This is a genomic window from Acinetobacter sp. P1332 (assembly GCF_044057475.1).
GTDB lineage: Bacteria > Pseudomonadota > Gammaproteobacteria > Pseudomonadales > Moraxellaceae > Acinetobacter > Acinetobacter johnsonii.
Genome location: NZ_CP171157.1, coordinates 1,265,278 through 1,281,908, shown reverse-complemented (window position 1 = coordinate 1,281,908; position 16,631 = coordinate 1,265,278). Strand labels below are relative to the sequence as shown.

11 protein-coding genes are annotated in these 16,631 nt (G+C 42.0%); 2 read left to right on the top strand and 9 right to left on the bottom strand.

The window, feature by feature from the left end; all coding sequences use genetic code 11:
• Positions 1-31: 31 nt before the first annotated feature.
• Together ACFN7Z_RS06165 and ACFN7Z_RS06160 are read right to left on the bottom strand one after the other, a co-directional pair.
• The gene (locus ACFN7Z_RS06165; protein ID WP_094148162.1) at positions 32-4,549 is read right to left on the bottom strand and encodes a translocation/assembly module TamB domain-containing protein; all 4,518 of its coding nucleotides are present in this window, start codon (positions 4,547-4,549) and stop codon (positions 32-34) included.
• Positions 4,550-4,573: 24 nt separating this feature from the next.
• Positions 4,574-7,327 carry an autotransporter assembly complex family protein gene (locus tag ACFN7Z_RS06160; protein WP_395442597.1) on the bottom strand — a complete coding sequence of 918 codons (2,754 nt, stop codon included), beginning with the start codon at positions 7,325-7,327 and terminating at the stop codon, positions 4,574-4,576.
• A gap of 176 nt (positions 7,328-7,503) precedes the next feature.
• Between ACFN7Z_RS06160 and ACFN7Z_RS06155 the strand changes: the two genes are divergently transcribed.
• Both ACFN7Z_RS06155 and coq7 read left to right on the top strand, forming a co-directional pair.
• Positions 7,504-8,823 (top strand): MFS transporter, encoded by a 1,320-nt coding sequence (locus tag ACFN7Z_RS06155; RefSeq protein WP_094148160.1) that lies wholly within the window; start codon positions 7,504-7,506, stop codon positions 8,821-8,823.
• Between the two features lie 4 nt (positions 8,824-8,827).
• Positions 8,828-9,463, top strand: coding sequence for a 2-polyprenyl-3-methyl-6-methoxy-1,4-benzoquinone monooxygenase (gene coq7 / locus ACFN7Z_RS06150; RefSeq protein ID WP_094148159.1), 636 nt, complete (start codon positions 8,828-8,830; stop codon positions 9,461-9,463).
• 68 nt (positions 9,464-9,531) lie between these two features.
• Here the strand turns inward: coq7 and ACFN7Z_RS06145 are convergent, their stop codons facing one another.
• The 7 genes from ACFN7Z_RS06145 to ACFN7Z_RS06115 all read right to left on the bottom strand — a co-directional run bounded on the left by ACFN7Z_RS06145 (position 9,532) and on the right by ACFN7Z_RS06115 (position 16,521).
• Positions 9,532-9,969: a hypothetical protein gene (locus ACFN7Z_RS06145; RefSeq protein WP_094148206.1), complete on the bottom strand. Its 438-nt coding sequence runs from the start codon at positions 9,967-9,969 to the stop codon at positions 9,532-9,534.
• Positions 9,970-10,132: 163 nt separating this feature from the next.
• Entirely contained in the window at positions 10,133-10,576 is a 444-nt protein-coding gene (locus ACFN7Z_RS06140; RefSeq protein ID WP_062033036.1) for a 2-amino-4-hydroxy-6-hydroxymethyldihydropteridine diphosphokinase, read from the bottom strand.
• Positions 10,533-10,913, bottom strand: a complete 381-nt coding sequence (folB, locus tag ACFN7Z_RS06135; RefSeq protein ID WP_005400706.1) for a dihydroneopterin aldolase — start codon at positions 10,911-10,913, stop codon at positions 10,533-10,535. The genes ACFN7Z_RS06140 and folB overlap by 44 nt, the downstream gene beginning before the upstream one ends.
• A gap of 143 nt (positions 10,914-11,056) precedes the next feature.
• The gene (locus tag ACFN7Z_RS06130; RefSeq protein ID WP_005400705.1) at positions 11,057-12,355 is read right to left on the bottom strand and encodes an AarF/ABC1/UbiB kinase family protein; all 1,299 of its coding nucleotides are present in this window, start codon (positions 12,353-12,355) and stop codon (positions 11,057-11,059) included.
• A gap of 57 nt (positions 12,356-12,412) precedes the next feature.
• Positions 12,413-13,183: a HesA/MoeB/ThiF family protein gene (locus tag ACFN7Z_RS06125; protein ID WP_010327017.1), complete on the bottom strand. Its 771-nt coding sequence runs from the start codon at positions 13,181-13,183 to the stop codon at positions 12,413-12,415.
• 295 nt (positions 13,184-13,478) lie between these two features.
• Positions 13,479-15,125: an AMP-binding protein gene (locus ACFN7Z_RS06120; RefSeq protein WP_010327018.1), complete on the bottom strand. Its 1,647-nt coding sequence runs from the start codon at positions 15,123-15,125 to the stop codon at positions 13,479-13,481.
• Between the two features lie 259 nt (positions 15,126-15,384).
• Positions 15,385-16,521 carry an acyl-CoA dehydrogenase family protein gene (locus tag ACFN7Z_RS06115; protein ID WP_010327019.1) on the bottom strand — a complete coding sequence of 379 codons (1,137 nt, stop codon included), beginning with the start codon at positions 16,519-16,521 and terminating at the stop codon, positions 15,385-15,387.
• Positions 16,522-16,631 lie beyond the last annotated feature (110 nt).

Genomic DNA, 16,631 nt, shown 5'->3' with positions numbered 1-16,631 from the left:
ATAACTTGCATCACACTACACTTTCCCGCCATTAGAACTTCCAGTTATAAAAGACGTCGATGGCACGCTCTAATGACTGACTCGCCTCTAAGTACATACGTTTGTTCATTTGATAACGCAGAGTCAGTTTATTGACTGGTGTAAAGACACCCACACCATAACGAATATATAAGTCAGGTGTAATATACCCCGTCAGACTGACTTGTGTGTCATCCCCTGTACCTTGCGCATCCAACGCCAAACCACTTAAGCCAAAAGTACGTCCAATTTGGTTCGTAAAAGCGCGTGTACCGCCTAAACCTAAACTGATCCCTGCGGCAGCAATGGTGTTGTTGACATCTGACTTAAAGCCTTCCGTTTGACTTAAACCCGTTGTACCTTCGTTAATACGACCTGTAATTAATGCATTCAAAGCCTCTTGCTCAGAAAGCCCTGCATCGTTATAGACTTGAATATTGGGTGATGTTGCTGTACCCGTTACACGGAAACCCACCGTACTGCCTTGTACATTTTTATTTGCATCAACATCCAGTGTTGGGTTGCTCAACACACCGTTAAAACGTGCAATGGCACGGTTTAAATCCAAACTCTGTCCATAAGCTTCAATTTTAACTTTCTGACTTACCCCAATTGCACCATTGGCACGCATTGCGGTTTCAGCACCACGCTGCGATAGATATAAACGCCCTAACAATGGAATACGGCTATTAAACCCTTGGAAGAAAACTTGATTACCTAATCCGACCATCACATCGGCACGAATATCCCAAGGTTTTGCGCTATTTAAAATCGCTAATTGGTTTTGACCTTCTCTGACCACGCGTACATCAGATGATACATTCACCACAGGTACAGATGCTTCAGGCATCGAAATCAAGGCACGAGGAACTTGAATTTCACCGTTTAAGGTCAACTTCTTACTCAATGGTAAAACATCCAGTGTGATTTTTGGTGTCACTAGCGCGGTAATTAATGGTGCTTGGCGAATCAGTAAATTTTCTCCATTCAACTGAAGCTGAATGCGTGGATCATTTTTCCAATCTACTACCCCTGTAAGTGTGCCTACACCACGACCACTGTTAAAAGCACCATTAATGGTGGCTTGGTCTTGGCGTATAGCGGAATACAACTGAATATTGGTCAAATTGACTGGCAGTGAGATCATACTAATTGAACCGTCTTTCAGACGAACATCGCCTGTAAGTAGTGGTGCTTTTAGCGTTCCATTAATTTTACCTGCATATGAAAGTGTTCCGCCCATCGAACGTACATCAGCAATGAACGGTTTAAAGACTTTGAGTTGCACCTGATCAAATGCAATTTCACCACGCATAGGCATGTTGTCTCGATACGGATCAATAACGACATTGGCATAGCCCACGCCAATTTCAGGCGTTTTGACATCCAAACGAATTTGTAACCCTTCTGCGATGCTTTTGGCAACCAAAGCCACTTGTTCGTATTTTAAGGTTGAACCCATGTCTTGTGGGTCATCAGCCGCCAAGCCAATCACACCATTTCGAGTAACTAAACGTGCATCAATTTTCGGTTTAGACCCTTGTGCCCAAACCGCTTTAGCATGACCATTTAACTTACCTGTAATTGCTAACCCTTCAGGCATAAAGGCAGCAAAGTCGTTTAGGTCGAGGTTTTGAGTCAAGAATGAAATATTGCCACGTGTTTTACTGACTCGAATCGGCTGGTCAAAACACAACTGACTTTGTTGACTCATCCAACAATGCGCACCAATCAACAAATCTGCTTTGGCACTGTTATAGACCACGGCTGCACTTTGGCGCTGTACCAACCGTGCACGCAAAGAGTCAAAATCACCTTTTTGGATCTGGCCTAACCAATCATTTTGCGCATTAAAACCACCTGCCAATTGCACATAAAATTTCGACTTTTCGTTTTGTGCAGAAACTTTTAATAAATGGGCTTTACGAATACCTGCCAGTGAAATTTCACCTTGTTGAATTTCACGATTACCACTTCTTAAGCTTTCCATTTTTGCAGTCAATAATGACGGCGTTGTTTCCGATGTCGGCAATTGCCCGACAATGCGTAATTTACGCATATCAATCAGATCTTTAAAGCCAAAATTATCCACTGCTAAGTTTGCGGTAGCCCTTAAACGCGGTTGAGATTGGATATTTAAATAGCCGTAAGCACGGCCACGTAAGCCCGCATAAATTTCATACAGTGCAGGCGCATTAATATTCAGTCTTAGGTTTTGTGCATTACCCGTTGCTTGCACTTGGTTTTTGGCATAAGCCAACAGTAGGTTATTCGCTTCAAACTGTTGCGGTAAAAAGCCCTTTTCACTGGAGTTGAGCACCAAAGCTAAATTACCTGTACCACGGACTGGCTTATTGTTCAGTGTACCCGCTAGGTTTAAGCTTTCAATGTTAATGCGTTTTAAAGCATCCGACCATGTGCCTTTGGTTTTCACTACACCAGACAATTCGCCTTTAACACTAGATGCAAAATATTGTGGTTTAAAACGAATGAATGCTGCATTCACATCCCAAGTGATACCGTGAATAAAATGTACCAAACCACTGGCATTAATTTGACCTGCCACACCATTGTGTTTCAGCTCAGTTACTTTAATAAACTCAGGCGTTCCTGAAAGTTTTAGGTTTAACGCACCCTGACTGGCTTCAAACTGGCTGGCTTTTAAAGCGCCATCGTAGTTCACTGCATAGCCTTTGAAAGCACCACCAGCTTTTTCATCATTAAACAGGAGTGCCGCGGTTGACTGACCAGTTAAGTGAACCGTTTCATTATTGCCCACCAGTTTTCCAGTCAGATCAATGCCCTGTAGCTGAATGATTTGCTGATTCGGTTTGGCATAGCCACTTGCTTGGAGCTTTCCATTCAATAGATTAACTGGTGAAGCTTCGGCAACCATTTGCGGGTTAAAATCTTTCGCATTTAAAGCGGCTTTCCACTTCAGTTGACGTTTCTCATCTGGCAGCTCAACCACAGCATTACCACTTAAGCTTCCCTTACCTGCTACATAACTAAAACTCGGCACATTTAAATTATTATTTTTAAAATTTAACTGTGCGAGGTAATTACCCGCAGGTAAAGTTGCGTTTTCGTGTTTACTCACAACAGTAGCAACATGAATATCTTGCTGACCTTCAACCAACGCCAGTTTTACATCCCCTGAAGCACTACTTAACCAACCGATATAAGGCATGGCGCGGTCAATATTTTTCCAAGAGACATCCATCAACATTGGCTGGACTTTGTTATTTTTCTCTGGGTTTTGGTCTAGTGCGAGATGCCATGCTTCATAACGATCAAAGTCTAAATTTGCGGTTAAGTATAAGCCTTTTTCAAGCGTGCCTTTAGATGCAATTTTTGCATCCAAACTTGGCGGTAGAAAGTCAGAAACCACTTGTGGCAGTACATCATCTTTAGGATTGATTTTATCTAAACGACCTTGTACATCCCATGTGACATGATCTTCCCAACTCACCACACCACCCAGATTGACCGAACCTTTCATTAACTGAGCATTTAGGTTATCAATATCAAGTTGATGAACCAAATCGGTATGCATCAAAGCAGTATATTGACCTTTTGGAATATCTTTACCACTCAGATCTGTATTTAAGTCAATATTTAAACGTTCGATATCACCTGAAAATTTAGCAACGCCTTTTTCAGCATAGAGTTTGTAATCGGTCAGGAGTGGTAAGTTGTAATGATTAAATTTAAGCTGACCTTGCATCGGTACATGCTTACGTACAGGGTGCAAAATGGCCCAACCTGTCAACAGGTCAGGCGTCCGCGTTGCAAAACCCGCTTGGATGGTGTCCAGTGTTCCTGTTGCATGTACAGCAATATCATGCACATTTAAACTATCACGCAGTGCCGGTAGGTTGGCTATAGCAGTCGCCTCAAGTGGATATTTCCCTGAGAATTTCATTTTCCCAGTTGCATTACGAACTGCTAAATAGCCCATGTCCATACGAGAGTCTTCAAACTCAAGTTCTGTCCCCGACCAGAGGGCATTATTTAAATGCACATCATAAAAATCTACTTGGGCATCGGATGCGGTACGGATATTTAAATGATCAACATCTGCTGTATCTAAACGTAAAACAAAGGGTAATTTAATTTCGCTGAACTTAAAGGGTTCATCACTCGGTTCACCTTTGGTAATGATGCGCAAATTGCGCACATCAGCTTCACGTAGATGAATCTCTTTATCTAAGATGGCGCGCCAGCCTAAAACCACATCGGCACGGTCAATTTTGACATCAACAGGTTTTAAGGTGACCACCACATTTTTAAGGATAATGCCTTTCCACAGATTACCGCCTTCATATTCATATTGGATAATCTGCTGGCGTTGTAAAACTTGGTCAAGTAAGAACTTACTGCCTTTATCGGTAGAAAACATGACTGCAAGCGATATCACCAACAAGATGAGCGTCAACAACAGCGTCAAAAGGACACTTCTAAAAATACGTCGCTGTTTGGCAAGCGGCGTAGGTGGTGTTGGTTCTTGCTGCTGTTCTACTTCAGCCATAGTCTTCCCAAAAAGTGTTAAATTTTATAATAATGAGCCAATAAAGAAATGCACACGTATCGGATGACTATCATCAGAAATTCCTGAAGCTACATCTATACGAATCGGGCCTATCGGCGATGCCCAGCGCACACCAAGACCGACACTGTATTCGGTGTCATTGCTAAAATCTGTATCATAAGCATTACCAAAGTCGCTGAATACTGCCGCACGCCAGCCTTCTTTAAATTGGTAATTGTATTCCATGGAGCCAACAGCCAAGGCCTGACCACCCACTTTAAAACCATCGACCACAGGTGACAAACTCTTGTAGTCAAAACCACGAATGCCTTGGTCTCCACCCGTGAAATAACGTAAGTTATAAGGAACTTTATTAAAGTCTTCAGTAAAGATATAACCGAGATCACCACGTCCGACAAACTGATGGTTGTCATTTTCACCCAATGAATAGATAAAGCGCCAACCCGCATTTACGATGGCCATATCTGCATCTGAAAGTAGGCTTTCGCTTCCAAGTTCAATTTTATAAGTTTGTTTAATTCCCTTACTTGGGTTTACACGTTTATCGCTATCGATTCTAGAAATTTCATAACCCAATAAAAGCGACTCTTGCTCAGGGTCATTATTTGCAATAAATGCATCCGGCAAATCATCTACATTCGCTGAACCCTTTTGCGTCAATCGATCTAAACGGTAACGTACACCATAAGTATGTTGCCAATTTCCCATTGGGTTTTTAATAACACGATCAGCCCCGGCAACAGCAGACTCCGTGAGTAAGTTTACGCCTTGTCCGATGTCATCTCGTTCTTCACGCTCATAGCCACCTACGAGACTGATATAATCATTTAGTGGATGCTTATAGGGAATATTATAGCGACCATCAATAGCCTGTCGAATTTCTGAAAGTTCTAAGTTGGCATCAAAAGAGTGACCACGTTGATTCACAATCGCACGGCGATACTGTGTACGTAAGCGTGCACCTGAGTCACTACCATAACCAGCACCGACTTCTACACTATTTAACTGGTCCGCGTTTAAAGTGACTTTGACAGGGATCACTTTTGTTTCTCGAGCTTCAAGTTTTAAACGTTCTTCTTCACTTTTTTTGGTTTCTTGTGCGCTGCGAAGCTCTAATTGTGCTTGATTTTGCTCGGCATCATTGACACCAGCAAACTGTGCTTCACTTACCACAGACTGCGTCACTTCACGGCTTGAAACAACTTCCTGTTTTTCTTGAACCAGAACATCCTGACGAGAAAGTTGTTGGTCATCGACCAACTGCTGTAAATCAGGGGGTAACTCACGAACCCTTTCTACAGGATCAGGTCGAACAGCATCTACCAAGCTGTAGTTAAAGTAACGTGAGTTGGTCAAATTATTAGCCAAACCATTAACACGCCAAAAAGTATAATCCGCCCCAGGCTCCCAAGTCACTAAACTTTGTAAAACATCTAAATCAATAGGCAGTGGTTTGCTTGGGTCGCTCATCACAAACTCAACACCGCCGAGTTTATAACGTTCACCTGTTTCATAACGTAAGTTAATGTCTGCCGTATTTTGCGGCTGTTCAACTTTCACATCATGTAAACGCCAGTAACTATCAAAGAAACCATTATTGCTAGCAGCTTCATTAATTCGTGCTTTGGTCGACTCATATAAACCATGGTGTAATACATCACCGACATCTTGCTCTGGTAAGACTTTAATCACTTGGAACTGCGGTAAGTACTGACCTGCACCACTAAACTCGATGTTTTGTTCTTCAATCCGCACAGGGTTATTCGGTACCACTTGAATGCGCACACGATTACTGCTGGTTTTTTCAAACTTAAACTCAGCATTATAAAACCCGACGGCTTGAGCAGCTTGGTTGGAAAGTGTCCGCAACTGTGGCAGTGCTGAAGGAAAGTCTTCAAAAGATTCTTCAGTAAAGCTCGAAACCTTGCCTTCAATATTTTCTTTTAAATTGACCAAAGCAGCCTGATACGCTTTATTGGATATCTCGCCTTCATATTTCGCATTGATGATTTCAACATCTGCATTGATTCGCGGCACTTTTGCAGTATCTAATGCTCTTGGTGGTCGAATTTTATAAAGCATGCGCTTAAAGAAATTGGGTTCTTTGGCAATTTGCTCTTCAGCACTCATGCCAAAATCTAAGGTATTCCCTTCAGTGTTGGCTTCTACTGAAATTTTACTGTCTGCTTGAATGCTTTGCATCAGTTGATCAACATTGACTGGAGCTTGATTAATTTCCGCCATTTCCTGTTGAGTTGCATCGCTTAGCACCAACTCTGTCGTTTGACCACTTCGGTAAGCTTGAGCTTCTGCTTTCGCTTGCTCAGCCACCTGATAAATATCATTGGCCATGCCTTGATCAACTTGTACAGTTGGCAAGTCCTCAAGATCATCAAACTCAATCGGTGCAAATTCAGGTAAATTTTTTAAAGCCGTCTGTTGCTGTTGCAACATTTGCATACTGTCTGGAACCGTGGGCTGAACTACAGAATTTTCAACTTTTTTTAATTCGTCCGCGCTACCCATACCTTGACGAATCGCTTCTTTTTTAATGTCTTCAGTGAATTCTGTAGAATTTTGTGGCTCGACTTGTACGTTACTTGGTTCAATCGCAACGGGGGTTTCAGCCAAAGCCGCTTGTGACAAAAGCGTTAAAAAGATACTCAGACACAAATATTTATTGTTATGATTCCACGGTATGAAAGAATTCATACTCAATGAAAGAGTCGACTTTTTAAATTGTGTTTTGGCAAGCATAGAAAACTCTAAATTTATTTAATCGTTATGGATTTGCTCTAATGAATTGTCACAAAAGAACTGAAATCTATTGATTATTTTACCCAATTTCAGGTTTTAAATATCTTACATGATTTTATTGAACGTTTGAGCAATTAGTCACATTTCTTAATAAAACTTAATACAGCGCAAAAAGCATGAAAAACAATGAACATCTATTAAGTACCCGTCGTTTTCTTCCCATGTTTATTACCCAATTTTTTGGTGCTTTAAACGACAATGTCTATAAACAAGCTTTGCTTTTAGTCATTACTTATGGATGGATTAATCAACAAGCTGCAGATGTAAGTACCTTAAATAATTTAGCCGCACTGTTATTTATTTTGCCTTACTTCATTTTTTCTGCAACCGCAGGACAAATTGCCGATAAGTTTGAGCGCTCACAACTTATTCGTGGCATCAAAGTTCTAGAAATTGTGATTATGCTCATCGGTTCCGCGGGTTTCTTGTTGGGCAATTTATGGCTACTGCTCTTGGCTCTATTTATGATGGGCACACACTCCACCTTCTTTGGCCCCATTAAATACGCCATTTTACCTGAGATTCTAAAACCGAATGAACTCATGTCAGGTAATGCACTATTTCAGTCGGGTACCTCCATTGCTATTTTAATCGGGATGATTTTGGGTGGCGCAGTCATTTCGGTTTCTCAAGGCAATCTTATTTGGATCAGCCTGACTGTCGTTATCATTGCCATTTTGGGTTATCTCTCCAGCCGATTTATCTTAAAACAGCAAGTCAGCTCACCCGACTTAAAAATTGATTGGAATTTCTTTAGAACCAGTTTTCAAACACTCAAATATGCCAAAAGCCTCCCCCTCATCTTTATGATTTTACTGGGGAATTCGTGGTATTGGTTTTACGGTGCAACCTATCTCACCCAAATTCCACAGCTGACTCAACAAAACTTACATGCATCAGAAAATGTCGTCAGTCTTTTACTCACGTTCTTTTCTGTCGGGATTGGGGTCGGCTCACTGCTATGTCGTAGAATTGGTGGCTCTGAAGTGAATATTAAAATGGTGCCAATCGGTGCGATTGGACTCACCCTATTTGCCTTTTACTTGGCTTTGAGTCTAGCTTTTGTACCTGAACGTACAGGCGCGATGATGAATGTTGCGGATATGTTTAACCACGGTGCAATTTACTACCATGTCATGCTTGCGGTGACCTTGCTCGGCATCAGTGGCGGTTTTTATATTGTGCCGCTATACGCCATGATGCAAGCCTATTCACCGCGTTCACACCGTGCACGTGTGGTTGCCGCAAACAATATATTAAATGCGGTGTTTATGGTGTCTTCTGCTATATTTTCGATTATCATTTTAAGTGTTTTGAAGATTGATATTAAAATACTTTTCAGCATTACTGCTGTATTAAGTGCGGGCTTTACGCTGTGGTTGTTATATCGACTCAAACCCATGCTAAAAACTGTACAACCTGAGTTAGAGGACTAAAGTTATGCGTCATTACACTGGCATCGATAAATTTATCAATTCTTTTGATCAAGCCCTGCGTAGCTTAGTTCCGGGCACAACGTCTGCTCAACGTGAAAACCCAGGCAAGGCGGTCGAAACCCGACTCGCCGTGAGTGAAGCGCGTCATGTTGCAGGTTTAATGCGGGTCAACCATAGTGGTGAAGTGTGCGCGCAAGCGCTTTATCATGGGCAAGCTTTAACAGCAAAACTGCCAAATGTACGCCGTGAAATGGAACAAGCTGCGATTGAAGAACAAGACCATCTTGCATGGTGTGAAGACCGCTTAAAAGAGCTAGACAGCCATACCAGTCTGCTCAATCCAATTTGGTACGGCTTATCCTTTGGTATGGGTGCAATTGCAGGCATTGCAGGTGATAAATATAGCTTAGGTTTTGTTGCAGAAACTGAACGCCAAGTGAGCCTACATTTACAGCATCACATCAGCCAACTCCCAGCTCAAGATGACCGTTCACGTAATATCCTTGTGCAAATGAATGAAGATGAATTACACCACCGTGATACAGCACTGAATGCTGGCGGTGTCGATTTACCGATTCCTGTCAAAATCACCATGACGGCTATTTCAAAACTCATGACCAAGACCAGTTATTTTATTTAAACAAACATGATGTAGCCCAATAAAAAAGCAGTGGAATAACCACTGCTTTTTTATTTACTCCAATTTGCTTATTCCGCTGCTATCGGCAGTAATAAGGTATTACCCGCTTGCTTTAAATTCGCCGTATATTTTGACGCCAGTGATGGGTTAGATGGATAGCTTTTCCCATTGTACTTCAGTATGACCTGTCCTAAACCACGGGTATAAACCGACAAATCACGCCAACCTTGGGTTTGGGTACTTAAGGCATAAATCGGTGTAGATGACACAGTCATTTTGCTATGCGGTTGAAAACTTCCATTTGCAAGACCTTTAAAGACCAACAACGTACAGCCACCTGAACCACACCACTCCATCCCACTTAACAACACCACGGCATCATCGATACCATCTTGATTTAAATCATATAGGCTAGTTTGATAATCCGATTGATCTTGGGTATAGGCATGAACAGCTAGTTTTAACCCTTGTTTTTCAGTCGTTTGAGATACACTCGTTATATCCATAGCAGGTGTCGCTGTCGTTTTGGACGGAGTTGAATGACAGCCCGCTAAAAACACTGCTAAAGAAAGAGCACTCAAAATTTGTATTTTCATGAAAATAGCTCTCTGCGAATTATATTTTATAAGTATGTTAAGCCAGTTCAAGTGTCAATCACACTTCGATATGTTACTTGGCTTCCAAGCAGCTCACCGTTGGAAATGCATGTGTTTGATGCTGAAATGCAGCATCCTTCCACACATCAAACATTGGAATTTTAACGTCTAAAGCTAAAGGTAATTTTTTGGGATTGAACTGCATATGTTCTAAGTCACTCCCCCATGCAATCAAATCGACATCTAGTGAAATCTGATGCGATGGGCGAATACGCCCAGATGTGGCTTCCATATTTTTCAGCAATACCGAAATATCGGCAACCGACAAAGACGATTTCAGCAAACAGGCTGCATTCCAATAATCTGCCCCAACCCCATCGCGGCATGGAATTAAATAAATATTCGAAAAATGTAGTTGCCCAATTTTAGCAAGTTGCTCAGAGGCATATAAAAAATGTTGCTTGGGATTATTATTACTCGCCAGAGCTAGGGCGAAAATTGTTTCGGTGGCGTTCAAGACGAATTCCTACAGAATTTGCTTGCGCGATAATGGCAGGCTTACGGATGGTAATATTAATCGATTCAATCGCATGAAAGGTAGAAAAAAGTGCGTTGATGACCAATTTTGCCGCATGTTCAATCAGCTCAGGCTTAGCATCTTGAATGACCTTTGCTGCAATTTCACAAATTTCAGCATAATTTAAGGTATGGTCTAAGTCATCTGAGTTTGAAGCTTGTTCCAAATCTGTTTGAATAATCATATCCAACATTAAAGGCTGAATAATCTGACGTTCCCAGTTAAAACAGCCAACCACTGTTTCAACTTTTAAGCCTTCAATGATAATTGCGTCCACATTATTACCTTTAACAGATTTTGACTTTTAATCCCTGCCTTGCGAAACCATGTTTCTCACCGCTTAAACAGGAAAGCGTTTTTCAGTCCCTCTTTTAAAAGAAGGACTGAAAGGTTTTTTTGGTGAGTGTGCTTCCAAAGAACTTAGTTTTTTAACAACACATTTGGATCCATAGTTTGCACCATTTGCAAACGCTGGTCAGCATAGATGTCGGTATACGGTGCAAGGATGCGCATGAAACGATCGAAATACAGCATCTGTTTAAATAACAGGGCAAAATCACGTGGGAAGCGAATACCGTGACGCTCACCTACTGCAACCATATCCATCATGATGTCATTCAAATCTGCTGGATTTGAACTCAGCAATTCTTGCGGATCTGCCAACAACACACCACTAAATAAACGCTCAAGATCTGCGGCCAACACCTGAGTATCAATCTGCACTGCGGTCATGCCCATTTTCAGCATGTTTTCCGCCATGAGTGCATAATCCGTTTTTTGTAAGGCATCCATAAAGGCGATACAAGCTGTCCATACTTCAGGTTTCAACTGTCCCACAATGCCGAAATCAATAAAACCCACACGACCATCATCAAGCAGCATTAGGTTTCCAGCATGTAAGTCAGCATGGAAGCTATTACACATCATTAGACTACCAAACCATGTATTCATGGCAGTTATCAGGACTTGTGAAGGATCTTTACAGCGCTTTTTAACCACTTCAAAATCAGTTAATGGCACGCCGTAAAGACGCTGCATGGTGAGCACACGGCGAGTCGAATATTGATGATAAACTTTAGGTGCCATCGCCTTATGGTTTTGCGTGATATTGAGATAGTTCACAAAGTCATCCAGATTACTGGCTTCTTCAATAAAATCGACTTCTCGAACCATGCGGGTTTTAATTTCTTCCACAATGTCTGCAAGCGATGCAAATTTGACTTTAGGCACTGCTTTTTCTAAAACCTTGGTTGCCCAGTGCAAAACATTTAAGTCGGTATAGAGAATGGTTTCTACACCCGGCTTTTGTACTTTAATCACTACATCTTCACCCGTCACCAGCTTTGCAGCATGGACTTGGGCAATAGACGCTGAAGCTAAAGGTGTTTCATCAATCGATGCAAAAATCTCAGACAGGTTTCGGCCTTCAAACTCAGACGCCAAAACCCCCTGTACATAACTAAACGGTAAAGATGGAGTTTGGTCTAAACAGCCCTGAAACTCTTCAACATATTCACGTGGAAAAAGTGAAGGTGTACTCGCAATAAACTGACCCAACTTGATATAGGTTGAGCCCAGAGACTCAAAGGTTTCACGCATCAATTTGGCATTACTTGGTTTTTCAGTGGCGTACTTAATACCCGCACGCGCTGCAATGACTGCTGTTTCCCCAACGCGGGCAACAGAACGCAGTCCATCTAAAAAGATATTGTTTTTCATAATATCGGTCAAAAATAAATTGTATTGAGTGTATCAAAGAATGAAAAAATTGTAGGCTTATCTTGCCTGACAAACGGGACAATCTGTATCTTTTTCGAAAGCAAGCAAACGTTGTTTCATACTTAAGCCATCCCAAAGTAACAAGCGTTGTTTGAGTGCAGTCACATTTAAACCCAAATATAAAAGTGTATGATGCGCTTGAAGACTGGCCATTACATTTGGGGTGGTAGCTAAAACGCCCGAATCTGCACAGCGTAGGCTTTCATTCGCATGTTCTTCTTTCGGGAACAGACATTCATAACAAGCAGACTCACCTTCCACCATAAACAGTTGCCCTTGAAAACCAATGGCAGATGCACTGATGAGTGGAACATTGCTCACTTTACACTGCTGATTGACCAAATACCGTGTCGTAAAATTATCACAACCATCAAGGACTAAGTCTTGACCTGCAATTAAACTGGCTGCATTGGCTGTATCAAGTTTTACAGTATGCGTATGGACTTGAATATAGGGATTGATCTGCTTTAAACGCTGGGCCAAAACCTCTGCTTTATAGAAACCGACATTGTTTTCTACATAGGCAATCTGTCTTTGTAGATTGCTTACTTCGATCGTATCTGCATCAATCAGAGTGATTTTCCCTACGCCAGCACGTGCCAGTAACTCCGCAGTCAAACAACCGATGCCTCCACAACCCACAATGAGGACGTTGGCCAACTTGAGTTTTTCTTGTGCCTCTATATCCCATCCGTCCAATAAAATTTGGCGGCTATAGAGATGCATTTCAGCATTACTGAGTTCTAGACTTTCATCTAACTCGTCCATGATTCAGCCTTTTGCTAAAGAAAATGTTGATGGCGAATTATACCCATGAAACCAAGGTTAGCTATGCACAAATTCAATAAATGCTATGTGCTTTAGATGACTCAACTTTATCATTTTTAAGTAATGGAGATTGAATCATACTAGTTGCCTATTTTAATTTACTTAGGCTATTTATATCTCTAGCTATATTTCGAGCGGTGTTCCACAAATCACATACCACTATAAACGGTTAAAAGAAAAAGCCAGTCTATTTAGAACTGACTGGCTTTTTCTTTAAGACCCTTTTATTTGTAAATTAAATGGCAGCTTGTAAAGTTTGCATCTTTGCCACTTCTTGCTGTTTCAGCAAATTACGTTGAATTTTTCCACTCGACGTTTTTGGCAAGCTTTCAACAAACTCAATTTCTTTCGGATACGCATGTTTAGATAAACGTGAACGCACATAGGCTTGGAGTTTGCTATCCAACTCTTTAGAGGCTTGGTACTGTGGCTTTAGTACCACAAAAGCTTTCACCACTTCAGTGCGCTCTGGATCAGGCTTACCAATCACAGCTGACTCGAGTACTTCCGCACACTCAAGTAAGGTACTTTCGACATCAAAAGGCCCGACTCGATAGCCTGACGTTGTAATGACATCGTCAGCACGACCTATAAAGTCGATACCTCCAATTTCATTCAGCTTGACCGTATCACCTGTTAAATAATACTGCCCCACAAAGGACTTACGATTATTGCCACCATAGCCCTTAAACCATGTCAGTGGTGACTGTCTAAAGTCTATCGCCAACGTTCCAATTTCGCCGTACTTCACTTCTTGGTGGTTCGCATCAAGTACAGCAAAGCGGTGTCCGGGGTTAGCAAAGCCTGCCGAGCCGACTTTTTTCTCATGCTCCAGTGCATGATGGTTGGCAATCACCATGCCCAACTCAGTTTGTCCATATTGGTCATAAATGTTGACATTCAGATCATTATTGAACCAATGAATCACTTCTGGGGTCAAAGGCTCACCCGCACTACTAACAGCACGTAGGTGGGTTTTAATGGAAGGATCAAACTTTTCTTTAAAACCAAAGAACATCCGAAAAGCTGTAGGCGAACCTGTTAAATTACTGATGCGATACTTTTTAATGACTTCAACCGCATGATCGACGCTAAATGCGCGCTCATCCATAATGATGCTATGCCCCAAGCTGAGCGGTCCTGTAATGCCATAGTACAACCCATAAGCCCAACCCGGATCAGCTAAATTCCAAAATGAATCGTCTTCTCTTAAATCGACTGCATGTTGCATATAGCCCTTAAAAGCCAAAACTGCTTTTAAAGGAACAGGCACGGATTTCGCCAAACCGGTGGTGCCTGAGGTAAACATCATCAGGAAATCATCATCAAAGCTACGTAAAACAGCTTCACATTGATCGGAATGTTGTTCTGCTTCCTGCCAAAAATCAGCTTCATTGCTAGTTAAGTTTGTTCCTGCATTCACAGTCAGGATATGTTTGACTTCAACATGATTTAGCTTTGGACGTTGCTCTGCATTGGTTACAATCAATTTGGTGTTTGCAGTTAACACTCGATGTTCAATCGCCTTCGACTCAAAAGCAGTAAACAAAGGCTGATAAATCGCACCGATCCGCCATGTGGCTAAAATCGTAATCAACAGCTCAGGCGTACGCGGTAACAGCCCTGCGATACAGTCACCCACTTGAATCCCACTACTTTTAAAATAATTTGCCAACTGAGCTGAGGCAACATCGAGCTGTTCAAAACTCCATTGCTCTGACTCGCCATTTTTTCCTTCCCAAATGAGTGCTGTTTTTTGCAGCCCGACATAGCGCTGACAGCACTCAATATAAGCATTCACTGCATTGGGTTGGCCTACCAGTTGTTCTTGAACCAGTTGATCATAGTTAAATTCTTGATGGGCTTGTTCTAATGTCTTCATCACGACAACCTCGCATTATCCATTTTTTAAGACCAAATCCACTTTGGCCGTCCATATTCTTTATCGTTTTAAGCATTGAACTGACCTCATTGTCAGTCCCATATTATTTGAAAACTTAGAGCGGTTCAGTTGCTCTATTTAATGACTGTACTTAACCGCTGTACCTAGATAACCATGTTTTAAATGCGCCTACAATTTCCAAATCCCTCAATGAAAATGCAGGCTTTGAACATCGACCAAGGTCTAAAACTAAGTCGACTTAAACCTTGGTGACTTCACGTGCAATGACAAGACGCTGGATATCAGACGCTCCTTCATAAATCTGGCTCACACGGACGTCCCGATAAATTCGTTCAACAGGAAAATCTGAAACATAGCCATAGCCACCATGAATTTGAATCGCATCAGAACAAACACGCTCCGCCATGGTTGAGGCAAACAGTTTGGCCATAGAGGCTTCTTTTAAACACGGCAATCCTGCATCCTTCAAAGTGGCTGCATGGAAAATTAACTGACGTGCAGCTTCAATTTGCGTCGCCATATCGGCTAAACGAAAAGCAACTGCCTGATGTTGTACAATTTCAACACCAAAGGCTTTACGGTCATTGGCATATTCAACCGCAGCATCTAAAGCGGCGCGAGCCATGCCCACTGATTGCGCAGCAATACCAATGCGTCCCGACTCCAAATTTGAAAGCGCAATTTTATAACCTTCGCCTTCAGCACCTAGCAAATGATCAGCAGGAATGCGGCAGTTCTCCAAAACAATGGTTGCCGTATCCGAACAGTGCTGCCCCATCTTTTCTTCTATACGAGAGACAATATAGCCTTCGGTATCGGTTGGGACTAAAAAGCAAGAAATGCCTTTCTTCCCCGCAGCTTTGTCTGTGACTGCGAAAACCAAAGCGACTTGAGCATGCTTACCTGTGGTAATGAATTGTTTAGTTCCATTCAGCACCCATTCATCGCCCTCACGAACGGCCTTGCATTCCAACGCTCCAGCATCTGAGCCTGCTTGTGGTTCAGTGAGACAAAAGCACCCTAACCACTCACCTGTGGCAAGCTTGCTTAAATATTTCTGCTTTTGCTCATCAGTTCCATAACGCTGGGTAATGCCACACGGCAGTGAGTTTTGCACACTGACAATGGTCGAAATAGCACCATCACCTGCTGCAATTTCCTCAAGTGCCACCACCAGTGAAATATAATCTAAGCCTGCACCACCCCACTCAGGTGAAACAGTTATACCCAAAGCACCTAACTCACCCAGCTCTTTAAGTTCTTGCGCAGGAAACTGTGCGGTTTTGTCACGTTCAGCTGCAGTTGGTTTCAGTTTTTCCTGCGAATAACTACGCAGCATATCCTGAACCATTTTTTGTTCTTCATTTAAAAGCATGGAGTATCCCTTCTCTATTCAGGTTATTAAATTTAATAAATATTTGATACACGGCGACCCATTCGCAACCTGAAAGCCTTTCAAAAGATAATGTTTCTGCGAGAAAGTAG